The 24,764-nt window shown below is 37.2% G+C and carries 24 protein-coding genes; 17 read left to right on the top strand and 7 right to left on the bottom strand.

Features of this window, described 5'->3' with window-relative positions; genetic code table 11:
* The first annotated feature begins 98 nt into the window (after positions 1-98).
* From NBC122_RS03570 to NBC122_RS03610, 9 genes are all read left to right on the top strand, one after another.
* On the top strand, positions 99-473 hold the full coding sequence (locus tag NBC122_RS03570; RefSeq protein WP_165983189.1) for a DUF2752 domain-containing protein: 375 nt from the start codon (positions 99-101) through the stop codon (positions 471-473).
* Positions 474-503: 30 nt separating this feature from the next.
* The gene (locus NBC122_RS03575; RefSeq protein WP_133439062.1) at positions 504-1,262 is read left to right on the top strand and encodes a WG repeat-containing protein; all 759 of its coding nucleotides are present in this window, start codon (positions 504-506) and stop codon (positions 1,260-1,262) included.
* 204 nt (positions 1,263-1,466) lie between these two features.
* Entirely contained in the window at positions 1,467-3,584 is a 2,118-nt protein-coding gene (locus tag NBC122_RS03580) for a TonB-dependent receptor (RefSeq protein ID WP_133439063.1), read from the top strand.
* 117 nt (positions 3,585-3,701) lie between these two features.
* Entirely contained in the window at positions 3,702-4,466 is a 765-nt protein-coding gene (locus tag NBC122_RS03585; protein WP_133439064.1) for a hypothetical protein, read from the top strand.
* On the top strand, positions 4,433-4,948 hold the full coding sequence (locus tag NBC122_RS03590) for an acyl-CoA thioesterase (protein WP_133439065.1): 516 nt from the start codon (positions 4,433-4,435) through the stop codon (positions 4,946-4,948). The genes NBC122_RS03585 and NBC122_RS03590 overlap by 34 nt, the downstream gene beginning before the upstream one ends.
* Positions 4,949-5,049: 101 nt before the next feature.
* On the top strand, positions 5,050-5,985 hold the full coding sequence (locus NBC122_RS03595; RefSeq protein WP_133439066.1) for a 2-hydroxyacid dehydrogenase: 936 nt from the start codon (positions 5,050-5,052) through the stop codon (positions 5,983-5,985).
* 80 nt (positions 5,986-6,065) lie between these two features.
* Positions 6,066-7,325, top strand: coding sequence for a serine hydrolase domain-containing protein (locus NBC122_RS03600; RefSeq protein WP_133439067.1), 1,260 nt, complete (start codon positions 6,066-6,068; stop codon positions 7,323-7,325).
* Between the two features lie 28 nt (positions 7,326-7,353).
* Complete coding sequence (locus tag NBC122_RS03605) at positions 7,354-9,060, top strand: Ig-like domain-containing protein (protein ID WP_133439068.1); 1,707 nt, start codon at positions 7,354-7,356, stop codon at positions 9,058-9,060.
* Positions 9,057-9,515, top strand: a complete 459-nt coding sequence (locus NBC122_RS03610) for a heme-binding domain-containing protein (RefSeq protein ID WP_133439069.1) — start codon at positions 9,057-9,059, stop codon at positions 9,513-9,515. The genes NBC122_RS03605 and NBC122_RS03610 overlap by 4 nt, the downstream gene beginning before the upstream one ends.
* A 75-nt stretch (positions 9,516-9,590) precedes the next feature.
* Here NBC122_RS03610 and NBC122_RS03615 read toward each other — a convergent pair whose 3' ends face one another.
* The 4 genes from NBC122_RS03615 to NBC122_RS03630 all read right to left on the bottom strand — a co-directional run bounded on the left by NBC122_RS03615 (position 9,591) and on the right by NBC122_RS03630 (position 12,458).
* Positions 9,591-9,923 carry a hypothetical protein gene (locus NBC122_RS03615; RefSeq protein WP_133439070.1) on the bottom strand — a complete coding sequence of 111 codons (333 nt, stop codon included), beginning with the start codon at positions 9,921-9,923 and terminating at the stop codon, positions 9,591-9,593.
* A gap of 126 nt (positions 9,924-10,049) precedes the next feature.
* On the bottom strand, positions 10,050-10,775 hold the full coding sequence (locus tag NBC122_RS03620) for a carboxylesterase family protein (RefSeq protein ID WP_165983190.1): 726 nt from the start codon (positions 10,773-10,775) through the stop codon (positions 10,050-10,052).
* The gene (gene panB / locus NBC122_RS03625; protein ID WP_133439072.1) at positions 10,756-11,571 is read right to left on the bottom strand and encodes a 3-methyl-2-oxobutanoate hydroxymethyltransferase; all 816 of its coding nucleotides are present in this window, start codon (positions 11,569-11,571) and stop codon (positions 10,756-10,758) included. Before panB ends, NBC122_RS03620 begins: the two co-directional genes overlap by 20 nt.
* A gap of 173 nt (positions 11,572-11,744) precedes the next feature.
* Positions 11,745-12,458: a Crp/Fnr family transcriptional regulator gene (locus NBC122_RS03630; RefSeq protein ID WP_133439073.1), complete on the bottom strand. Its 714-nt coding sequence runs from the start codon at positions 12,456-12,458 to the stop codon at positions 11,745-11,747.
* Between the two features lie 91 nt (positions 12,459-12,549).
* On the opposite strand from NBC122_RS03630, the gene NBC122_RS03635 reads away from it, so the two are divergent.
* The 8 genes from NBC122_RS03635 (at position 12,550) to NBC122_RS03670 (ending at position 21,411) form a co-directional block, all read left to right on the top strand.
* Positions 12,550-14,940 carry a heavy metal translocating P-type ATPase gene (locus NBC122_RS03635; protein WP_133439074.1) on the top strand — a complete coding sequence of 797 codons (2,391 nt, stop codon included), beginning with the start codon at positions 12,550-12,552 and terminating at the stop codon, positions 14,938-14,940.
* A gap of 117 nt (positions 14,941-15,057) precedes the next feature.
* Positions 15,058-15,279, top strand: a complete 222-nt coding sequence (gene ccoS, locus NBC122_RS03640) for a cbb3-type cytochrome oxidase assembly protein CcoS (protein WP_133439075.1) — start codon at positions 15,058-15,060, stop codon at positions 15,277-15,279.
* A 5-nt stretch (positions 15,280-15,284) separates the two neighbouring features.
* A complete protein-coding gene (gene ccoN, locus NBC122_RS03645; RefSeq protein ID WP_133439076.1) occupies positions 15,285-17,564 on the top strand; it encodes a cytochrome-c oxidase, cbb3-type subunit I in 2,280 nt (759 codons plus the stop codon).
* A 24-nt stretch (positions 17,565-17,588) separates the two neighbouring features.
* On the top strand, positions 17,589-17,780 hold the full coding sequence (locus NBC122_RS03650) for a cbb3-type cytochrome oxidase subunit 3 (RefSeq protein ID WP_133439077.1): 192 nt from the start codon (positions 17,589-17,591) through the stop codon (positions 17,778-17,780).
* Positions 17,781-17,799: 19 nt separating this feature from the next.
* A complete protein-coding gene (locus tag NBC122_RS03655; RefSeq protein ID WP_133439078.1) occupies positions 17,800-18,675 on the top strand; it encodes a c-type cytochrome in 876 nt (291 codons plus the stop codon).
* Between the two features lie 89 nt (positions 18,676-18,764).
* Positions 18,765-20,213: a cytochrome c oxidase accessory protein CcoG gene (gene ccoG, locus NBC122_RS03660; RefSeq protein WP_133439079.1), complete on the top strand. Its 1,449-nt coding sequence runs from the start codon at positions 18,765-18,767 to the stop codon at positions 20,211-20,213.
* A gap of 8 nt (positions 20,214-20,221) precedes the next feature.
* Positions 20,222-20,677 (top strand): FixH family protein, encoded by a 456-nt coding sequence (locus NBC122_RS03665; RefSeq protein ID WP_133439080.1) that lies wholly within the window; start codon positions 20,222-20,224, stop codon positions 20,675-20,677.
* Positions 20,668-21,411, top strand: coding sequence for a sulfite exporter TauE/SafE family protein (locus NBC122_RS03670; RefSeq protein WP_133439081.1), 744 nt, complete (start codon positions 20,668-20,670; stop codon positions 21,409-21,411). The genes NBC122_RS03665 and NBC122_RS03670 overlap by 10 nt, the downstream gene beginning before the upstream one ends.
* 111 nt (positions 21,412-21,522) lie before the next feature.
* On the opposite strand, the gene serS is transcribed toward NBC122_RS03670, so the two are convergent.
* The 3 genes from serS to NBC122_RS03685 all read right to left on the bottom strand — a co-directional run bounded on the left by serS (position 21,523) and on the right by NBC122_RS03685 (position 24,764).
* Positions 21,523-22,791, bottom strand: a complete 1,269-nt coding sequence (gene serS / locus NBC122_RS03675; protein WP_133439082.1) for a serine--tRNA ligase — start codon at positions 22,789-22,791, stop codon at positions 21,523-21,525.
* A gap of 68 nt (positions 22,792-22,859) precedes the next feature.
* The gene (locus NBC122_RS03680) at positions 22,860-23,354 is read right to left on the bottom strand and encodes a hypothetical protein (RefSeq protein ID WP_133439083.1); all 495 of its coding nucleotides are present in this window, start codon (positions 23,352-23,354) and stop codon (positions 22,860-22,862) included.
* Positions 23,355-23,501: 147 nt separating this feature from the next.
* Positions 23,502-24,764: an MATE family efflux transporter gene (locus tag NBC122_RS03685; protein ID WP_133439084.1), complete on the bottom strand. Its 1,263-nt coding sequence runs from the start codon at positions 24,762-24,764 to the stop codon at positions 23,502-23,504.

Raw genomic sequence — 24,764 nt, forward strand, 5'->3', positions numbered from 1 at the left:
TTTAATAAATTTCAACCGCTCTTATTATTTTAAAAAATAAAATCAACTGTCAAAAAAAGAACGTATTTTTCCGTTCATAATTGATTTAAGAAATTGCAGTGGTCAGAAGAAACCTTCAAATCAGTATTTATTTCACCTTCGCAATCTTGCTGGGGTTGCTCTACTATTTTTACAATCCTGCGTATTATCAGCTATTCCCGAACTGTATTTTCAAAAGCTTGACGGGATTAAGCTGTCCCGGTTGTGGCGGACAAAGAGCGACTCACGAATTACTGCACCTGAACTTCAAAAATGCTTTTGCCTACAATCCTTTGCTCGTCGTTTCTTTGCCGTACGCCTTAGCGGGACTATTATTGTACCAAACCAAATTAAAAGAGCGCTTCCCCAAAACCAAGCAGTTTTTGTACGGTCAAAAAGCAATTTTAATTGTTTTATTAATGATAATGCTGTTCTTCATTTTCCGGAATTTATAAATTCCTATTTTTGCAAATTATTTCCAATTAATGAAAAATATTTTCACTGTACTTTTATTAAGTTTTTCAACGGTTCTTTTTGCACAGAAAAAAACGGTTAACACAAAAGTAAACCTTAAAAAAACAGCTGCTGAAAAAAAGACAGTTCCAAAAGTTAATTCAGATCTCATAAAAATCAACGATTCTATTCCGGCGCTTATTCCTTATAAAAAAGAAGGGCAATCCGGCTTTATCAATCAGAAAGGTAAAATCATCATTCCAGCAATTTACAGCAATGTGGGCTTTTTCACTGAAGACTGCAACCTCTTGAATTCTCTCAACAGTAAAGTTCAGAAATTCGGTTCAAAAGAGTACGCCTCCGTGCGGCTCGATGGTAAAGATTACAGAATTGATATGACCGGAAAACGGGTCTATCATTTTAATGAGAGCGATTTAGGACAATGTCCTTTTCAGTTTAAATCACAGTTATTTCATGCCTATATTTTAAATAAAGCCTACGGAATTATCGAAGATTCAAAATTCCACGATGCTTCAGATTACCGGCACTTCACCATTTATCCCCAATTCCAATACCTTCATATTCTGGAAGGAGATGATCTGAAAAACCCGATGATCATCGCCGTGAAAAATGATCAGTTCGGAATCATCGACGTTACCGGAAAAGTCATTATTCCATTTGAATACGAAGACATCAAAAGAAATTACAGCTGGAAAATCGGCCGTTTGTTTGAAGTGACGAAAGACGGCGAAAATTACTTCTTTATTGACATTGCCAACAAGGCATATTGAGAAAATAGTTGTAAGTTTACACCCAGAAATTAAAGGGGTGCTGTGAAAAGCTGAGATTAGACCCAATGAACCTGGAACAGGTAATGCTGTTTAGGGAAAACATAAGCAATAAGTAATGATTAATTAGCAATATTACTTAGAACCAATTACTTATTGCTCATGATAATCGCCCCTTTTATTCAATTAATCTTAAAAATTAAAAGAATGAAAGGATTTATTTTTTTAGGACTTCTCGCAGGTCCATTCTACTTTGCACAAAACACCGTGCAGGATTCCCTCAAAACCAAGGAAATTGAAAGCATCAATTTTCTGAAACGACTGCCCGTCACCAAAGAAATCATCAACGTTGAAAAAGATTTAGGTTCAAAAAATCTCGGTCAGGATTTACCGATTTTACTGAAAAACCAAATGTCTGTGATTTCGACTTCCGACGCCGGAAACGGCATTGGTTATACCGGATTTAGAATTCGTGGTGTTGGCGGAACAGCAATCAATGTAATGCTGAACGGCGTTCCGTACAACGATTCGGAATCTCAGGGAACCTTTTTTGTAAATGTTGGAGATTTAACGAGTTCTGCGTCTCAAATCGTGATTCAGCGTGGCGTCGGGACTTCTTCAAATGGGGTTTCTGCTTTTGGGGCGAGCGTCAACGTGATTACCAGAAGTCCCGAAGAACAGTTTTATGTAAAATCTGATGATTCATACGGATCTTTTAATACCTATAAATATTCGGCAGAAGTAGGAAGTGGCAAATTCTGGAAGGACCGATTATCATTAATGGGAAGATATACCACCATTCACTCTGATGGTTATATCGACCGTGCTTTCTCAGATTTAAATTCTTATAATTTCACTGCGCTTTTTGAAGAGAAGAAAACCAAAATCAGACTGATGGCTTTTGGTGGAAAAGAAAAAACCTACCAAGCCTGGAACGGAATCGACAAAGCCATCTGGGAAACCAACCCGAAACTCAATTATTCCGGAGCAATTTATGATGCAGACTGGGAAAATATTGTTGGTTTCTACGCCAACGAAACCGATAATTACCGCCAAAACCATTATCAGTTATTATGGGAGCAAAACTTTAACAATCACTGGAATCTAGAGACGACTTTTCATTATACCAAAGGAAAAGGATATTATGAAAACTACAAACAGGACGCAAAGTTTTCTAAGTATAATTTACCGGACTTAACCATTGATAATCAAACCATTAAAAGAACAGATTTCATCCGTAAAAAATGGCTCGACAATGATTTTTACGGAGGCGTTTCTACCCTTTATGGAAAGTTTGAAAACCTCGACTTAAATTTCGGAATCGTTGGAAACCAATATTTTGGAAAGCATTTCGGAAATGTTACCGGCGTTTATTTTCCAGAAATCTTCGAACATGAATATTATAGAAACAACGGAACAAAAACCGAATTCTCAGGCTTCGCAAAAGCAATCGTGAAATTAAACACGTTCGAACTCTACGGAGATCTGCAGGTGAGAAACATTAATTATAACACTGAAATCATTCAGCAAGGTGATAATGAAGGGGTCGGATTAAGTAAAAACTGGTTATTTTTTAATCCAAAAATGGGCGTGAATTATAAAATCAATTCCGGGAAATTATTCTTTTCTTATGCCCACGCACACCGGGAACCGAACCGTGACGACATTTTCGCCAATCCGGAAATCAAACCTGAAAAACTTCACGATTTCGAAGCAGGTCTGGAGAAATCATTTGGTGCGGTTTCTTTCACCACCAATTTATATTATATGAATTATGTGAATCAATTGGTTTTGAACGGTCAGATTAATGACATCGGCGAATTCATCCGCGTGAATTCAGGGAAAAGTTACCGGATGGGAATCGAGGTCGGCGCTTGGGCAAAACTTTCACAACAGTGGACTATTTCCGGGAATTTCACTTTAAGTAAAAATGAAAACAAAGACTTTAAAAATGAAACTGATACCGGATTTGAAAGTTTAGGAAATACTCCCATTTCTTTTTCACCAGATTTCCTGGGGAATATTTCAGTTAATTATTCACCAACATCAAAATTCGCCTTAGGACTTCAAAACCAATATGTTGGAAGCCAGTTTTTAGACAACACGAACAACGAAAACTTAAAACTGAATAATTATTTTCTAACCGATTTTAATGCGAAATATACTTTAAATCTAAAAAGAACTGAAGTTGATCTCAAATTATTAGTCAACAATATTTTCAATAAGAAATATGTGAATAACGGTTTTGTTTATGATCAGAATCCTTTCTACTTTTCACAAGCGGGAACGAATTTCTTATTCGGCATGAGTATTAAATTTCAATAATTAAAAATTAACGAAACACTACTCATGTTTTTTCGCAATGATCTGATTGAAGACTGCTTTTTGGGCAGTCTTTTTTATTTTTGATTAAATGAATCAAAAAACATAAATTTGCCGAGTATGAATTTTTCCTTACATCTTCTCGAATATCTAAAAAAACAAGGTAATGTTTCCATTCCTGGTTTTGGCACTTTTTATCTGCACACTATTAACGCTGTGCTGGATAAAGAGGGAAAAAACATTTTGCCACCGGGAACAGAAACAGCATTCAAAACAGATATTTCAGAAAACACAAATGACTTTGCGCAATATCTTTCAAAGCAAAGAAACATTCCGCTCATCGATGCTGAAATCGAAATTAAAAAGCAACTTAATTATTGGAACGCAACACTTCTCAAAGACCAAAAAGTAGAAGTAGATCATTTAGGAACTTTCTTCCTGGAAGACAGCAAAATTTTTTTTCAAGGAAACAGAGCTGAAAACCTTTCCGCCGATTTTTATGGATTAGAAGAAATAAACCTTTCGGACATTAAAAACAGCACGAAGAAAACAGGCAATTCCTACACATTAAAGACTTCTTTTTTATGGATTACACCTTTACTCATCGGAATTATAGCACTGACCTATTTCGGAGTTACCCAACCGGAAATGATTTTCGGCAGGAAATCTTTTTATAAAGAAACGCCAAAAAAAGAAGTAAAGCCCATTAAAACAGATACCGTAAAAAGAGATTCGCTCAAAGCAGTTCAACTGGCTGCGGATTCTATAAAAAATGATTCTTTGCAAAAAGCAATCGCCCCTGTAAAAACTCCAGCTAAAAAATGGAGTTCAAAAACCTATTCAAACTCTCAATGGAAAAAACCAAAACAGCATCAGAATCGCTGACCATAATGACCAATATCGTTTTGCCAAATGAAACGAATTCCCTGCGGAATCTTTTCGGCGGCGAACTTTTAGCAAAAATGGACCGGTGTGCGTCCATCTCTGCGGCAAGACACTGCGAAAGACGTGTGGTAACAGCTTCGGTAAATCACGTCTCCTTTGACAAACCCATTCCGGAAGGTGGAATCGTGGTTTTGGAATCGAAAGTTTCCCGTGCTTTTTCAACTTCCATGGAGATTTATGTGGATGTTTGGCTGGATGATCCGATCAATCAGAAGAAAGTTCATACCAATTCCGGAATTTACACTTTTGTCGCGGTAGATGAATTCAACCGCCCTATTCCCATTCCGAAAATGACCCCGGAAACCGAAGAAGAAATTCAAAGATTTGAAGCGGCATTGCGCAGAAAGGAACTTTCCCTCATTCTGTCCGGAAGAATGAAAGCTGCAGATTCTGTGGAACTTCGGAAACTTTTTGGTTCATAAACAAGAATACTTTAACACTGATAGATACGCACAATAGTGCAAATTTAAATAGTGTCTTTCGTGTAAATAATTTGTGAAATTTCTTTTTAAAACACAAGAAAATGAAAATCCTGCTCCTCGATAAAAACCATCCTTTAATTACAGAACAGCTTTCTGCAAAAGGATTTTTGTTTGAAGAAGATTTTACATCGGCTTATGAAGATGTTTTAAAAAAAATCGGGCATTACGACGGAATTATTATCCGAAGCAGAATTCCCATTGATCAAAACTTTCTGGAACATGCAAAAAACCTGAAATTCATTGCCAGAGTAGGCGCCGGAATGGAAAACATCGATGTGGAATTTGCGAAGAAATCAGGAATTCAACTGATCAGTTCGCCGGAAGGAAACCGCGATTCGGTTGCGGAACACGTTTTGGGAATGCTTTTGATTTTAATGCACAGATTATTTATTTCTTCTCAGGAAGTAAAGAATGGAATCTGGAAAAGAGAAGAAAACCGCGGCGATGAAATCCTTGGAAAAACAGTCGGCCTTATCGGTTATGGAAACATGGGAAAAGCCGTCGCAAAAAGGTTTTCAGGATTTGGGTGCAAAGTTATTTTCCATGATATTTTACCCGACATCGGCGACGAATTTGCCACGCAGGTTTCCTTAGACACCTTAAAAAAAGAAGCAGATATTCTCAGTATTCACCTTCCGATTACGAAAGAAACTCATTACATCATTGATGAGAAATTCATTGCGGAAATGGCAAAAGATTTCTATTTCATCAATACGGCAAGAGGAAAAAATGTAAAAACGAACGATTTAGTAAAAGCCTTAAAATCCGGTAAAGTTAAAGGAGCCGCGCTGGATGTTCTGGAGTTTGAAAAAGCATCTTTCGAAAATCTGGATACTGAAAACGACGATTTACAGTTTCTGCTCCAATCCGAAAAAGTAATTGTGACGCCGCATATTGCAGGTTGGACGGTTCAAAGCAAACAAAAACTGGCACAGGTTATTGTAGATAAGATTTTGGCTCAGTTTTCCGGGCATTAACAAATTTTTATGACTTCGGTCTTATTTGTTTTTACGAAAATCCCCTATATTGCGGAGATTTTTAAGCCAAAACTTTTTTAATGAAACTTTCCAAATCCTTCCTTTTCCTTCTTTTAATTACACTGGTTTTACTCTCCTGTAAAAAAGAAAGTTCTGAAGAAGCGCAAATCAAAACAACTTTACCCAATTACGGAAATGTCGATTTAGACGATGTTTTTACCCGCAAAGACAATAAGCTGGAGAACAAAGATTCCATTACTGCTGTACTACACCGTTACTATAAAAACGTTTGGGAAAAAGGAGATTTGTGGGGCGGATTTATCGTTGCCAAAGGTGACGAAATTCTGTACGAAAATTACCGCGGTTTTGCTCAGGACAAACAGCAGGAACCTATTAACGATACCGTTGCCCTACATGTTGCCTCGGTTTCGAAAACGCTTACCGCAATGGCAACGTTGAAATTAGTAGAAGCCGGTAAAATTAAACTGGAGGATCCTTTAACCAAATATTTCCCAAAATTTCCTTATCCGAAAGTGACGGTCTTCACGCTTTTAAGTCAAAGAAGTGGTTTACCGAAATACGAGCACTTCGTTGATAAAATAAAACCGGCACCGGCAGAACTTTCAAAAAAATTCCTGACCAATCAGGATATTTTAAATATGCTGATTCAATACCAGCCGGAACTTGCCCGGAATACAGACACGGGTTTTATGTATTGCAATACCAATTACGCTCTCTTGGCTTTGCTCATCGAAAAGGTGACCGGAAAAACATTCCCCGAGGCGATGAAACAAATGGTATTTCGTCCTTTAAAAATGAAAAACTCATATATCTTTCAGGAAAAAGATACATTAACCGCTGCGAAATCTTTTTATCAAAGAGGTCCAAAAGTTTATCCATACGATCAACTTGATTTGATTTATGGTGACAAAAATGTCTACACAACACCACGAGATTTGTTGAATTTTTCAAAAGCCCTTTATTCAAAAGAATTCCTGCGCGCCGATTTAAAAGAAAAAATTTTCGAACCTTACAGCAACGAACGTCCAGGAATCAATAATTACGGCTTAGGTTTCCGGATGAAAATATTTAATAATAATGAAAAACTCACCTATCACAACGGCTGGTGGCACGGAACCAATTCTGTATTTGCCCATTTATTAAAATCCAAAGTGACCATTATCGCAATCGGCAACAAATATTCTACGCGGGTTTATTCGGCATTGGCGCTGTCGGGGTTGTTTGAAAACCTGCCTTATGAAAAGGAAAAAATCAAGAAAATGCTGAATGAAACCGATACGCTGAAACAGAATCAAGCGAATGACAGCTACAGTGAATAAATTTCTTAATTTTGTACAAATTCCTTTCATGAAAAGATTATTCTTTCTGGTTTTCATCAGTCTTCTATTAACCTCCTGCGCAAGAGTCGGCTCGCCGGTTGGAGGCGCGAAAGACAGCATCCCGCCAAAAGTTACCGGAAGCAATATCGACAGTCCGAGAGTGAATGTTCCGCGCGATATCAAGGAACTCAGAATCGATTTTGATGAATATATCACCCTGAAAGACATCAACAAACAGCTGATTATTTCGCCGCCGTTAAAACAGATTACCAAAATGCTGCCTTCCGGAATGGCCAATAAATTTCTGCTGATTAAATGGGCAGATACTTTAAAAGAAAACACCACTTATAACTTTAATTTCGGAAACGCGATTGTAGATAATAATGAAGGGAATCCTCTCGGATATTATAATTTTGCATTTTCTACGGGTTCTAAAATAGACAGTCTTTACATCAGTGGTGAGTTGAAAACCATCTTTAATGATAAAGATAAAAAAACAGAAGAAGAAAATTTGGTCGTCGGACTTTATCAGGAAAAAGATTCGATGGATTACCGCCAAAAGCCTTATTATATTACGAAAGCAGATACTGACGGCTACTTTGAACTCAACTATTTAGCGCCAGGAAATTACCAGCTTTTAGCTTTTGAAGACAGCAACTCCAATTCGGTATATGATAGCGGAAAAGAAAAGGTAGGTTTCTTAAAAGACAAAATTACTTTAGATAAAAGTATTTCCGGTTTAAAAATTAATCTTTATCCCTCAAAAAAACCATTGAAATATATGGAAATGAAAGAGGTTCCGGGTGGAGTTTTAATGACTTTCGAAGGACAGCCGGATGAGGTGAAAATCATTTCATTAAACGAAAAACTGAAAGATTATAAAGTGACCCATTTGCCAAAATCAGATTCTGCAATGATCTGGTTTAATGCAACGGAACAAAATGTTGGAATTACCAGCAATGAAAATCTAAAATTCAGTTATGACAACGGCGTTAAAAAAGACAGCGTTTCGCTTTTCTACCGTTATAATACAAAGAACGAAATGTCGGTATCCAATAACCGCGGAAATTTACTGGCACCACAACAGGACTTCGTGATCACTTCTAATTATTTCGTAGATAAAATTCAACCCGAAAAATGGTCGTTGGTTTCTGATAGTATTAAACAGGATTTTACGGCAGAAGTTTCCGAAAAGAACCCTTTTGAAATTCATATTAAATCGAATTTTAAAGAAGGGAAAAAATACGCGCTTACCATTCCAAAGGAGACCCTGTCTTCATTCTATGAAACCATTAAAAAAACATACCGTTTTGAATTTGAAGCCGATAAAACAGAAAACTTTGGTGATCTATTGTTGACTTTAGAAAACGCACCTGAACATAAATTCTGGATTCAACTGATCAACGAAAGCGGAGCAGTCACCTATTCAAAATACGGAACTGAAAAGCAGATTAATTTCAAATCGCTGAAACCTGGGAAATATGAACTCCGCATTTTAGTTGACGAAAACGAAAATGGTCTTTGGGATCCTGCAGATTTCGCAAAAGACATTTTTGCAGAACCTGTTTATATTTTCGATAAAAAAATAGAGGTAAGGCCACTTTGGGAAATTCGTGAAACCTGGGATCTTTTAAAAGAAAACGGCAAAGATGCTTTAAAAGAAACCACAAAAGAAGTTGAAAAGCCAAAGAGTATTAATGCCAAAGAACCTCTAATTATAGCAAGCCCGAAATGAAAACTTTTTTAAACATCCTTTATTGGTTTCTGATTGCGATCGCGTTGATACAGTTTATTCCGATTGACAGAACCAATAAACCCGTGGATTCAAAAGTAGATTTTGTAAAGGTTTACAACACGCCGAAAAACGTACAGCAACTCCTGAAAACAGCTTGTTACGATTGCCACAGCAACGAAACTGTTTATCCGAAATATGCATATGTCGCACCGATTTCCTGGTCTGTAAAACATCATGTGAATGAAGGGAGAACCTATCTGAATCTTTCTGAATGGGGAAACTTCAACCGGGACTTGAAAAAAGACATGCTTAAAAAAACAGTTAATGCACTGAAAGTGTACAGCATGCCAATGCCGGGTTATATCGCCCAACATCCGGAAGCAAATCTAAATAAAGAGGAAAGAACACTGCTCATCCATTACTTCGAAAACATTTTAAACACAGAGAATTACTAGATTTTCTTTACGCTAAAAAAGGACTAACGCGATTGCATCAGTCCTTTTTTCTATTCCATTTTTAATAAAATCAGCTTACTGTTGTCTCGGTGCTCTTGGTCTGCTGAAAATTGACATTAAAACTCCTGCAAAAAGACCAACCGTTTTCATCGCTGCGACCTGCGAATCAACCGGGATAAAAGCTCCAATGATGCAAAGTCCCGCCGCTGCGTACATCGGATAGAGAAAATTTTTATTGGTTAATGTCGGAGCCTGTACAAAGAAACTGGCACCAATTAAAATGTAAAATAATTTCTGGTACAGAAAGTCATTGATTTCCGGTGAAAGAAGATTGAAAAATCCAACCAGGATGCACAGTAAAGCACCGATCGATAAAATTCCCTGAATAGTTGCTGTATTTGTTTTCATTGTTTATTTTTTTTGATTAAAAAGCCATTGAGGCACTGCATCTGCGAGTTTCGCAGATAATATATTGTTATGGTATTTATCTTTAAATTCCCAAAAAAGAACCTGTCCTTTTTCCTTCATCTCTTCCTAAAACTTTAAATTACTTTGGGGGAAATTATCCGTGTCTAAACTTCCATGAACAAGCCATATCGGTGTTTTAAGAAGTTTTTCGTTATGGTCAAATTGTGAAATTCCCGAAATATTAATTGCTGCTGCAAACAGATCCGGTCTTGTGGAAATCGCATTAGAAACAGTTGCTCCGCCCATCGAAAATCCCATCACGTAAATTCGGGACCGGTCGATATGTTTTGAATTTGCTAATGAATCGATAGATTTTAAAAGCAGATCCAAATATTCATTCGACTCCGAAGCAGAAACTCTGCGTTTTTCATCCAGATGATAATTGGAAGAACGCACAGGAAATTGCGGTGACAAAACAAACGACGGATATTTCTTTCTGTTTTCCGGCAGCAGCCACATTTTAGACAAAACTCCCATTTGAGATTTGTTGTCAGTGCCAACTGCGCCGGAGCCATGAAACACCACGATCAGCGGATATTTTCTCTCCAACTTTATTTTTTCCGGGCTTAGCATTCGGTATTTTAAGGATTCTTTTCCATTGCTGAACTGGCCTTCTTCAAATTCAGAATCATCTAAACTTTTAATAAAGGAAATTTTGGCAATACTTCGGGCTGAATCTTTCGAACCGTGGATTTCTGTCTTTTTTCCAAACTCTGTTTTTTGAGAAATACAGGATTGAAAAAGACAGAATAAAATAAGTAAAGAAAAGAACTTAATAACTTTCGTTTTCATTAGGAAAATCCCCGGTTTTAACATCTTTCACAAAACTGGAAACTGCGCCCGTAATTTCGGTATATAAATCAAGATATCTTCTTAAAAACTTTGGCGAAAAACCTTTGTTCATGCCGACCATATCGTGATAAACAAGAACCTGCCCATCACATCCTGCGCCTGCTCCAATCCCAATGGTTGGAATTGAAATGCTTTCTGAAACTCTTTTTGCAAGATCAGCCGGAATTTTTTCCAGAACTAAAGCAAAGCATCCTAATTCTTCAAGCAATTTTGCATCACTCATTAATTTCTCAGCTTCTTCATCTTCTTTTGCTCTTACCTTATATGTTCCGAACTGGTAAATCGACTGCGGCGTAAGACCCAAATGTCCCATCACAGGAATTCCGGCGTTAATAATTTTGGTAATCGATTCTTCAATTTCTTTTCCACCTTCAATTTTCACTGAATGCGCACCTCCTTCTTTCATCATTCTTACGGCAGATTCCAGGGCTTTCTCAGAATTACTCTGGTAAGAACCAAAAGGCAGATCTGCTACGATCAAAGCACGGTCTACACCACGAACCACACATTGGGTGTGGTAAATCATCTGATCCAAAGTAATGGGAAGTGTTGTTTCATGTCCGGCCATAACGTTGGCTGCAGAATCTCCGATGAGGATGGCATCAATTCCACCGGCATCCACCATTTTAGCAGTTGTGAAATCGTATGCGGTAAGCATGGTGATTTTCTCTTTGTCGAATTTCATTTTTCGCAAAGTTTCGGTGGTGATTTTTTTTATTTCTGAATGTACAGACATAATTTAATGTGATAATGGGTTGATGTTTGTGATGATATGCTGATGTGGATGATGTGAAAATGTGATTGATGGGTTGACCGATACTTACAGATCGATTTAAAATATTAAAAATAAGTCAATTAATAATATTAAAAGCAGTTCCTGAAGTAACTCATCAGCAAATCAAAACAGGATTAAATGATCACGTGCCCCAACCTAATTAGTTTTTCGTGGTTCAGGATTTTGATGTTTCTGCCTTCCACTTCGATGAGTTTGTCCTGTTTGAACTCAGAAATCAAACGGATTGCACTTTCAGTCGCGGTTCCGATGATGTTGGCAATTTCTTCTCTTGTTAAAGAAATCTTGATAAATCCTTCAGGATCTGTTCCTAATTTCTGTTCTAATAAAAGCAGGATTTCTGCCAGTCTTTCACGCACGGTCTTTTGTGCTAAGAAAGTAACGGTATTGGAGGATTCGCCCAATTCGAAAGCGATTTTCTGCAGCATTACAAATGAAAACTTTGGCGCTACTTCCAACATTTGAAGAAATAAATCAGACGGTAAAAAAGTCGCTTCCACTTCGGTCATTGCCTCCGCTTTCGCCTGAAAATCCTCACCGCAAAGTAAGGAACGGTATCCGATTAAATCGCCCTCTTTAATAAATCTAAGAATTTGATCTTTACCGTAAACTCCCTGTTTAGAAAGCTTTGCAGTTCCTTTATTTAAAAAATAAACTCCGTTTGGGATTTCACCATCTTCGAAAATAATTCCACCTTTATTAAATTTTAAAATTTGCTTGGCAGCAATGTATTTTTCATAATCTTCTGCCGGGAGCATTTCTTTGAAAGATTCATCATTAAATAGTTTCTGTAAATTCTCCTCGATTTGGGTTTGTTTCGCTAACGACATAATTGCATGACATTTATCAGCAAAAATAGGATATTTAAAACCCTAACACAAATATATTTATCATAATTTTGCCACTTCAACTTTAAATAAATTGTCAGAAAACTGTTTTCACTGTGGGCAAACCACAGACAAAGAGCTTATCAACTTCGATGAAAAATCCTTTTGCTGTAATGGATGCAAATCGGTGTACGAAATCCTGAATATGAATAATTTGGGGAATTTCTATGAACTTAATAAAAGTTCCGGAATCAGGCCAAATGATGATAACACTTCGCAATTCGATTATTTAGACACCCCGGAAGTATTTGCAAAAGTAACCGATTTCTCAGAAGGCAATACTTCTTTAGTTACTTTTAAAATTCCTGTAATTCACTGTTCGTCATGCATCTGGCTTTTAGAAAGCTTACAGACTCTGAATGGGAACATCAATTATTCTCAGGTCAATTTCACCAGAAAAAATGTTCAGATTTCCTTTAATCATCAGGAATTAAAACTTAGCGAACTCGCCAAGTTCCTCACGAATCTCGGATATAAGCCGGTCATCAATCTGGAAACTGCCGACAAAAAAGAAGAAACTTTCGATAAAACTTTAATTGTAAAATTAGCCATTGCCGGATTTGCATTTGGAAACGGAATGTTTTTAAGTTATCCGGAATATGCCGAACAAGTAATGGGTACCACCGATTTCTGGATGGATACTTATAAAAATCTGTTCCGGTTTATCATGTTCCTTCTGGCGACTCCAGTCGTTTTTTATTCTGCTTCCGATTATTTTAAATCTGCCTGGTTTGGACTGAAAAACAAGATTGTAAACATCGATGTGCCAATTGTTTTGGGAGTTCTGATGCTTTATGGCCGAAGTATTTATGAAGTTTTAACCGATTACGGTCCCGGATATTTCGATACTCTATGCGGTCTTTTATTTTTCATGCTGATGGGAAAACTCTTTCAGAAGAGAACTTACAGTGCTTTATCCTACGACCGCGACTATAAATCCTTTTATCCTATCGCCGTTACAAAAGTAGATTTCGAGGGGAAACAGCAAAATATTTTATTGAATGAGTTAAAAATCGGTGACCGGATTATGGTCCGCAATCAGGAAATCATTCCGGTTGATGCGATTTTAATTCAGGGTGAAGGAAATATCGACAATAGTTTTATTACTGGAGAAAGTGCTTCGATACCGAAAAAACCGGGCGACAAAATCTTCGCCGGCGGAAAACAGGTTGGTTCTGTATTGGAACTGGAAGTCATTAAAAACGTTAATCAAAGTTATCTGACGCAACTCTGGAATAAAGAAGCCTTCAAGAAATTCGAAACCGGTCTCGACACGATGACCAATGACCTCAGTAAATATTTTACTTTTATCATTTTGGGAATCACGCTTATTGCAGGAATTTATTGGGGACAACACGATTTCGAAAAAATGTTTCAGGTGGTTGCAGCGATATTGATTGTGGCTTGCCCGTGTGCTTTGGCACTTTCTGCTCCCTTTACTTTGGGGCATATTATGCGGATCATGGGACGCAATAAATTTTATGTAAAAGACACTTTAACAATTGAGAAATTAGCAAAAATCGACACACTGGTTTTCGACAAAACAGGAACGATTACACACAATAAAAAAGCGAATGTCGTTTTCGAAGGTGAAGAAATTTCTGAATTTGATTTAAAGAATTTAAAAAGTTTATTAAAAAATTCAAATCATCCTTTATCAAAAAGTTTATATCATTTTCTGGAAACTCAGGAAGAATACTTCCCAACGGAGAATTTCGCGGAAACCCCGGGGAAAGGATACATCGGTACCGTCAGAGGAAAAAACTATAAAATAGGATCGGCCACTTTTATCGGGCAACCGTCTAAAAACCTTGAGACTGCTGTTTATATTTCAAGAGACGGTCAGTTTTTAGGCAAATATATTTTCACCAATGAGTATCGGGAAAATATGTCGGAAATGTTTTCAGAATTAAATGATTATCAAATTCATATTTTAAGTGGTGATAATTCTTCGGAAGAAAGTTCATTAAAGCATTTGGTCCCGAATGTAGATAAAATGAAATTTAACCAAAGTCCGGAAGATAAACTGAATTTCATAAAAGCCCTGCAGGATGACCACAAAAAAGTAGCGATGCTTGGTGACGGACTGAATGACGCAGGAGCTTTAAAACAAAGTAATGTAGGAATCGCTGTGGCAGATGACACCCATTCTTTCACGCCATCATCTGATGTCATTATGGGCGGTGATCAAATAAATGAGCTGAAAAAATATTTTGATTTATCGAAAGATGCAGTAAAAATTGTGAAATTCACTTTTGGAATCAGTTTATTTTACAATGTAATCGGGCTCTCCTTCGCTGTTACGGGGCATTTATCTCCGTTAGTAGCTGCGATTTTGATGCCCATCAGCTCTATCAGCGTCGTCATCTTTACATCCCTGGCTACCTGGATCCGATCGGCTAAATATTTTAAAATCAACCAATAAACCCACTTTGACCAATTATTTAGAAATATTTTAAATTAACGACATTTAACATTTAATGATGAATATCATAATTTTTAAGTAAATTTGAACCGGTTAAAAACTAAATTTGCAAAAGATATGGATATATTATATTTAATGATTCTTTGCAGTGTCTCTTTAGCTGTAATTTTCTTGATCATTTTTATAATAAGTGCAAGAAATGGCCAGTTTGAAGATGATGAATCCCCCGCAGTCCGCATATTGTTGGATTCAGAAATTATTAAAGAAGATTCACCCGTTTCTAAAGAAGCAGAATCAACAGAGAAGTTAGATAAAAGAACAGAAGAAAAAAGTGATTAGTATATATGGAAACACAGAAGTTTAGTTATGACAATAACATTGTGCGAGCCTTCCTTTATGCAACAATAGTATTTGGTATTGTTGGATTTTTATTAGGCCTTACGGCAGCATTAATGTTATTCTACCCAGAACTTCCGGAATTCTTTTTCGGAACAGATGATGCAACGATTGTAAGTTTGCGAAGTGGAAATCTACAAGGTCTTATCAACAGCCACGGTGCTCTTGGTTTTGGCCGTATCAGAATGCTGCATACCAGTGCGGTAATTTTTGCATTCGTTTGTAATGGTTTTTTCGCGGGAGCGTACTACTCTATGCAGCGACTCCTTAAAACAAGAATGTACAGCGACACCCTTTCCTGGATCCATTTCTGGGGCTGGCAGCTGATGATTGTATCCGTTGTTATTACTTTTTTAATGGGTATCAATACTTCAAAAGAATACGCAGAACACGAGTGGCCAATCGATATTTTGATTTTAGTAATCTGGTTGGTTTTCGGATTCAACATGTTCGCAACGATTATAAAAAGAAGAGTCCGTCACCTGTATGTTGCCATCTGGTTTTATTTGGGGACATGGGTTGCGATTGCGATGCTTCATATTTTCAACAACTTAGAAGTTCCTTTATCATTTACAGGCTGGAAATCTTACTCCGCTTATGCTGGAGTTAAAGATGCTCTTGTACAGTGGTGGTATGGTCACAATGCAGTAGCGTTCGTATTGACCACGCCGGTTTTAGGATTAATGTATTATTTCTTGCCAAAAGCTGCCGACAGACCGATCTTCTCTTATAAACTGTCGATTATTCACTTCTGGTCATTGATCTTCGTTTATATCTGGGCAGGTCCTCACCACTTGCAGTACACCGCAATTCCTGGCTGGGCACAAGCTTTAGCGACGGGATTCTCGATTATGCTGATCGCACCATCTTGGGGTGGAATGCTGAACGGTTTGTTAACCCTTCGTGGAGCGTGGGATAAAGTTCGGGAAAACCCAATTCTTAAATTCTTTGTCGTTGCAATTACCTGTTATGGGATGGCAACTTTCGAAGGACCAATTTTAGCAACAAAAACTTTAAATAAAATTGGACACTACACTGACTGGGTAATTGGTCACGTGCACATTGGTGCACTGGGATGGAATGGTTTCATGACTTTCGGTATGATCTATTATTTGATTCCAATTATGTGGAGAACAAAAATATGGTCTGTAAAATTAGCTAACTGGCATTTCTGGCTGGGAACTTTAGGAATTATTTTCTACGCTGTTCCTTTATATATTGCAGGATTTACCCAAGGATTAATGTGGAAACAATTTAATCCGGACGGAACATTACTATACAAAAACTGGCTGGATACTGTAACCGCAATCATCCCTTATTATCAAATGAGATTCGTTGGTGGTTTGCTTTATATTGCCGGAGCTATCCTGATGTGTGTGAACGTTGTTGCAACGGTTAGAAACGGTTCATTCCAAAAGAACGTTCCTGCGGAAGCTCCCGCTTTAGCAAAAATTTCAAATCAGAGAAAAGAAGGAGAAGGTCTTCACCTTTGGATAGAGCGTATGCCGACACTACTTACCATATTATCTTTTGTTGCGGTAGCTATCGGTGGTTTTGTAGAAATTGTACCTACTTTATTAATTAAAGAAAATGTGCCGACGATCGCAGCGGTAAAACCTTATTCACCGCTTGAATTAGAAGGTAGAGATTTATATATCAGAGAAGGATGTAACTCCTGTCACACCCAAATGATCCGACCATTCCGTGATGAAGTTGTACGCTTCAACGGTAAAAATGGTCAGTATTCAAAAGCGGGTGAATTTATCTACGACAGACCTTTCCTTTGGGGATCAAAAAGAACCGGACCGGATTTGCACAGAGAAGGCGGTAAAAACCCAAGTTCGTGGCATTACAAACACATGCTGAACCCAAGAGTAACTTCAGCCGGATCGATTATGCCGCGTTACCCATGGTTAATCGCAAGAGATTTAGACAGAAGCCAAATGGTTGCTAAAATCGAGCTGATGAAGAATACATTCGATGTACCTTATACCAAAGCACAAATCGATTCTGCAGATTCATGGGCAGACAATCAGGCAAGTTTCATCGTTAAGCAGATCTTCTCGGAAGCAGCAGACGTGAAAAACGCTTACGAAGCTAAGAAAAAAGCAGACGGTGCGAACTTTGTTCCATTAGAGAAAAAAGAGATTATTGCATTGATCGCTTATTTGCAGAGACTTGGAACTGATATCAAAACAACTGAAATTCAAACCGCAAGTATAAAGTAATTCATCTAAAAAGGAGCTAAAATAATGATACCTCAAAGCGTAAAAGACATTTTATCAAACGGCGAAAATGTAGGTTTTTACCAGACATTATCGATGATCCTATTTTTAATTTTCTTTTTAGGTATTATCTTTTATGTTTTCTCGCGACCGAAAAAACATTACGATAAAGAAGCAAATGCCCCTTTAGATGATGATATTGAAGATCAAAATCTTTAATTTAAAAAATTAAACTATTATGAGACAAAGAACGCCCGTATATGTAAACATTGCCGTAATACTTACGATTTTATTGGTCGTGTATTATATGTTTGTGCAGGAATCAGCATTCCTATCTTCTCCCTATTTTTGGGGCACAGTGGTAATCAGTATAATTCTTGCAATGATTCAGCATGCAATTGGCGACCTGATCGAAAATGATCAATTCAAAAAATTAACTGATGCAGAGAAAAGCGAATACATCACTGCTAAAAAAGTACCTTATTTCAAAGGATTATATGCAAGTGCTTTTAAAAAGCAGTCTACCACCGAAGAAAAAGACATCCTTATCGACCACGGTTTCGACGGGATTATGGAGTTAGACAATCAGTTGCCAAAATGGTGGTTAGGTCTTTTCTATTTTGGAGTTGCATACTGTGCGGTTTATATGATTTCCTATTTCACCACAGATTTTGCACATCAATATGTAGAATATGATGCGGAATATAAAGCGCAGACCGCGAGCATCGCAGAATATGTTAAAAACACACCGCCGCCGACCATAGAAAATGCAGTATATTCTCCAGACAATATCGCAGCAGGTGAAGAAGTTTTCAAAACAAACTGCGTGTCCTGTCACAACGAAGGAGGAAGAGGAGGAATTGGTCCGAACTTAACAGATAATACCTGGATCAACCAACCGGAAAAAACATTGTTTAAAAATGTCTTCCACGTTGTAGAAAACGGAGTTGCCGGAACTGCGATGCAGGCATGGGGCAAAAATGGTGTACTTACCGGTTTCGACATTCAAAATGTTGCAGCCTATGTTTACCATATCAACCAGGAACAACCTCCTATTACGGCATCAGAAGGTGGGGCAGCTCCGCAGGGAACTCCTGCTAACTGGGAAAAATAAGAACTAAAAACAAAATTACTATGAAAACATAATTCGTTATCTTTAACAAAAGAAGGTAACGGATTATGTTTTTTTAATTTAAGAAAGAAATGTCAGAAGATAACAATTTCAAAGGCGGACAAGGACAGGTAGTTGAAGCCGAAACTTTCAGAGATTCCGTGGGTACCATGGAACAGTCTGGAAAACGGAAATGGGTCTTTCCCAGAAAACCACAGGGCAGATACACCAACTACAGAACACTGGTGGCCTATTTTTTACTTGCCCTTTTTTTTGCGCTTCCGTTCATTAAAATTAATGGAAATCCTTTTTTACTTTTAAATATTCTCGACCGTAAATTTTTTATTCTCGGTCAACCCTTTTTCCTGCAGGATTTTTTCATTCTTGCCCTCGGAGCAATTACCTCGATAGTATTTATTATTCTTTTTACGGTAGTTTTCGGAAGAATTTTTTGTGGCTGGGTTTGTCCGCAAACCATTTTCCTGGAAATGATTTTCCGTAAAATAGATTATCTTGTCGAGGGTGACCGCAACAAGCAGATGAAATTAGACCGGCAGGAATGGAATGCCGAAAAAATCGGTAAACGTGCATTGAAATATTTTATATTTCTGATAATATCTTTAATTATCACCCACTGGATGTACATGTACATCGTTGGTTATAAAGAAGTTTTCAACATCATGCAGCAAGGCCCTTTCGCGAACTTCTCAAGCTTTTTAGTAATGATCATCTTTACCGCCGCGTTCTACTTTACCTTTGCCTGGTTCAGAGAGCAGGTGTGTACATTGGTTTGTCCATATGGAAGATTGCAGGGGGTATTAATCGATAAACAAACCATTAATGTTTACTACGATTTCAAAAGAGGAGAAAACCGCTCAAAATGGAGAAAAGGCGAAGACCGTTCCGCAGAAGGAAAAGGAGACTGTATCGACTGTAACCAATGTGTCGTAGTTTGCCCAACCGGCATCGACATCAGAGATGGTCAGCAATTAGAATGCGTCAACTGTACTGCCTGCATCGATGCCTGCGACGAGGTAATGGTAAAAGTGGGTCTTCCAAAAGGTCTTATCCGGTATGCAACTGAAGATGAGATCGAAAAAGAAGTTCCTTTCAAATTCACCAACAGAATGAAAGCGTATACGGCTGTTTTATTATTAATGGTGGGTTTCTTAGGGTTTCTGTTAAGTAACAGAGGTTCACTGGAAGCTAAGTTCATCAAACCTGCAGGATCTACATTCTTTGTCAGAGACGGTAATATTACCAACATCTACAATTATACTTTCCTGAATAAATCTACAAAAGATCAAATGGTGACCATCAAAGTAATCGAACCGCAACACGGTAAAATTACACTGAGTGGTGAGGAGAAAATTCTTCTTAAAAAAGATCAAATAACAAAAGGTACAGTGAACTTAAGTTTTCCTGAAAATGAAATAAAACTGTCGAAACAAAAAGTGAAAATCGGCGTTTACGATCCATCAGGAAAATTACTCGACTCTTTCGAAACCAGTTTCGAAGGACCATTTAAAATTCAATTCTAATTAAAAATATGTTTAAAAAGTTAACGTGGGCACACGGCGTAATTATCGCATTAGGTTCATTTATAGCATTTATTTTGTTTATGGTTTTTGGGTTTACCTATGGCCAGCAAACCTCCGAGTTAGTTTCAAATGACTACTACGGTGACGAACTGCTTTATCAGGAAGTAATCGATGCTAAAAGAAATGCAGAACATCTGGCTGAAATTCCAAAATACCAGGAAATGGCGGCAGGAATGAAAATCACTTTCCCAACCGAAATCGTGCCGGAAAATAAAAATGTAAAATTTGAACTTTTCCGCACCGACGATGCCAATCTGGACGTGAAAAAAGAAATTAATTTAGATACCAACAATGAAATTCTTGTCCCAAAACAGGTCATATCAAAAGGTTCATACACTCTAAAAATAAAATGGTCTCATGATAAAAAACCTTATCAGGTAGACTACGACGTTTTATGGAAATAGCACTTATCATTTCTGCACTTGGGTTGGGATTTGCGTCGGGCTTTCACTGTATTGGAATGTGTGGTCCCATTGCTTTATCGCTGGGACTTACCAAAAAACAGGCAACTAATTTCTATCTCCAAAATTTAACGTATCAGTTTGGAAGGATCATCACCTACTCTATTTTAGGAGCGATTTTAGGAATTATCGGGCAAGGTTTTGAAATGGCCGGATTTCAACAATACCTGACTATTGGTGTCGGGATCCTGTTAATCCTGATGGCGGTATTTTCTTTCGGAGGGAAAGATTTCGCCTCAAAAATTCCTTTTCTGACTACTTCATTATTAAAAGTTAAATTAAATTTATCTAAACTCCTTCAAAAAGCGGACTACCGCTCAAGATTTGCAACCGGACTTCTCAATGGACTTCTGCCTTGCGGTATGGTTTATATGGCATTAACTGCGAGTTTGGTCTCAGGTGGAATTTGGCAAAGTGCATTATTTATGGGACTTTTCGGATTAGGAACATTGCCATTTATGTTTATGGTAGTACTGCTGGGGAATTTGATGACTACCGCTTTCCGAATTAAAATTCTAAAATTCGTTCCTGTGATGATGATTGTTTTAGGAGGTCTTTTTATTCTTCGCGGTATGGAAGTCGGCATTCCTTATCTTTCTCCAAAAAAAGAAGCAATGCAGGTCATCCACAATGATTCTCCTGACCATTTGAAAGGAAACCATGAAAGCTGTCATTAATATTTTTGAGAAACTCTATAAAGTTTAAAATAACACTTACAGCCGATTTTAAAAAATAAAAAACCATCGGAATTCCGATGGTTTTTAGTTATTGTAAAGATTTTAAGACTTCTAATTTATTAAATCAAATTTGGCATATTCTGCAACTTTCGCCGGAAGTTTAATTCCGTTTTCTGTTTGATTATTTTCTAACAATGCTGCCATAATCCTTGGTAAAGCCATCGCAGAACCATTTAAAGTATGAACCAGCTGTGTTTTGCCGTCACCTTTATATCTGCATTTCAATCGGTTTGCCTGAAAAGTTTCAAAATTAGAAACCGATGAAACTTCTAACCACATTTCCTGAGCAGCACTCCAGACTTCAAAATCGTAAGTCATCGCTGCAGCAAAACCGGTATCGCCTCCGCACAATCTCAAAATCCTGAAAGGCAATTCTAAATCGACCAAAATTGATTTCACATGTTCTACCATTCCTTCTAAAGCAGCATACGAGTTCTCTGGTTTTTCAATGCGGACAATCTCTACTTTTTCAAATTGATGCAATCTGTTCAAACCGCGAACATGAGCGCCGTAACTTCCGGCTTCTCTCCGGTAACATTGTGAAAAGGCCGTGTTTTTTATCGGCAGATCCTTTTCATCCAAAATCACATCACGGTAAATATTCGTCACCGGAACTTCTGCTGTAGGAATCAGGTACAAATTATCTTCATTGATGAAATACATCTGCCCTTCTTTGTCCGGCAACTGCCCGGTTCCGTATCCTGACGCTTCATTCACCACGTGTGGCGGATTCACTTCCATATACCCGGCATCTACATTTTTATCTAAAAAATACTGAACCAAAGCCCGCTGTAATCTTGCCCCTTTCCCCAAGTAAACAGGGAAACCTGCACCTGCGATTTTCACGCCCAGTTCAAAATCGATGATATTATATTTTTTCGCCAATTCCCAATGCGGAATCGCGCCTTCGCCCAAACCTTCAACATCATGAGACTGATAAATAATTTCATTATCATCCGCGCCATTTCCGGCCACTACTTTTTCGTAAGGAATATTAGGAATTAAATAAAGAATTTCTAAAAGACGTGCTTCAGCAGCTTTCAGTTTTTGTTGAAGATCTTGTGCATTTTCTTTAAATTCCGAAGTTTTCGATTTGGCAGCTTCGGCCTCCTCTTTTTTACCTTCCCTCATTAACAGACCGATTTCTTTGGAAATGGTATTCATTTCTGCTAAATTCTGATCCAGTTGGAACTGCAATTTTTTTCTTTCGTCATCTACAGAAACCGCCTCACCGACCAATTCCGTTTGTTTGAAATTTCTTTTATGTAAACCTTCTAAAACGCGTTCTTTATTATCGCGCAAAAACTGAACTTGTAACATATCCTAATTGATGTATATTTCTGTGAATTTCTTCCTGACAGTAGAAGAATGAACTGCAAATTTAGTGATTATTTGACGATTTTTACGGTATTTGGCTGCCCGTCAACTTTAGTAAACTGAAGCACGCCGTTATACCAGATTTTCGAAACCTGAAAAAGTTCCGGTGTTGATTGATATTGAACTGTCATGGTATCATTGGTAATCCGGTTTGAATTATTAATTTTCTTCGTAAGCTGTAACGCAATTTTGGACTCATACGTTTTGGAATTTCCAGAGGAATCAATCCCAATTCGTTTTGCCCCAGCGAGATATTCAATATAATTAATGGTATCTGCATCCTTCTTCATTGAAACTGAAACCGGAGCATTATCTGTCAGTCCATAAACATCATTCATTGAAGAAGAAATATAAGATCCCGGTATTTTCGCATTCAGCATATCCTGTCCCAAAGAATCGATGTACAAATTGATGACCTGATCTATTTTCTGCACCGGTTCCTCCTCATTTCTACAGGAAAGGAAAGCAAAAAACACCAACAAAGTTATAAAAAACAAATTTTTCATTGATACAAAGATAAATAAATATGTATGTTCGCTTTTACTAAAAAAAATTATAATGCTAAGATTCCCAAAGATTATATTTACAAAACCCTGTTTTTAAGTCTATTTTTAAGTTCGTAAAAGCGTCATCATAAAATGATAATTTTTAATTTAAGATAACTTTCTTACTATCTTTCTTAGGTAAAGATTGAGATCTGATTTGGAAATGAGATAATCTTGAATTTTAAAATTGGTTATCGAAAAAAATTTCCAAAAAAGCACCCCTGATGAAACACAATAAGAAACTGTAGTAACTAAACAAGCGCCAAATATCCCCCATTTAGGAATAGCATAAAATGACAAACAAATAGTAATTAAAAATCCTATAACTGATTTAACATTTAATATTCCTAACCGATTGGTTCCCGCAAAATAATACCCTATAATATTGCTTACTGCGATGGCGACAATTCCAGGTGACAGCAATAATATAATCTTTTTGGTTTGATAAAAATCTTTACTGAAAATAACTGTATATACCTTTTCCGGAACCAAAAGCATGATTGCGAGAAAAAACACAGTTACAAATAACGTAATTTTCAGAGACGACTTTGTTTTTGTAATGGAATCCTGTTCATTTTTACTGTTAATTACGTCTGCATATAAAATAACTGCGAGACTTCTACTAAGGGTCCATATCGCTTCGGAAAACGCTACTCCAATAGAGAACACTCCAACGGTAGCGATTCCTTGGAAATATTCTAAAAAATAGAATGAAAGCCGGTAGTTTAAAAATTGAATAAACGCACTTAATTGTGTTTTCCAACCATAACTGAACATTGCTACAATTATTACAATAGAAAATGTAAAATTTGAAAGTTTAGATTTACTTAATATTTGAAAGCTGCTCAAAAAAAACAATATCGTATAACAGAAAATCTGGGCAATAAAGTAAGTTGCAACATCTTCAAAACCTACAACATAGATCAAAACTATAAGAAATAAAAAATGGACCAACTGTTGTAAAATCGTATATAAATTAAAGCGACGGATATCTTTTCTGCCAATAAATAAATTGATATTGGCCGAGAGCAGCGAAAACAATATTGATATAGGTATTAAGTACAAAAGATAGTCATCCTGCCGAAAAACTAAAGAAAAGGTCAATGGCACGACAACTCCTACAATGATTGACCAAAGATAGGCGTAGAGTAAAACCTGCTCCGTTTTAAATTTCGAGGAAAAATAAGAAATACTGCTGCCCGAAAACACGCTGCTGAAAAAGCCTACAATTGCCGCATTGGCAATAAGAATTGCAATTACACCTTTTCCCTCGGTTCCCCACATGTTCGTGGAAAAAATAACCAAACCAAAACTTAATACTAAAATTAAAAATCGGGAAATAAAGGTTTGAACGATTGTAAGTTGTTTCAT

The organism is Chryseobacterium salivictor, assembly GCF_004359195.1.
Taxonomy (GTDB): domain Bacteria; phylum Bacteroidota; class Bacteroidia; order Flavobacteriales; family Weeksellaceae; genus Kaistella; species Kaistella salivictor.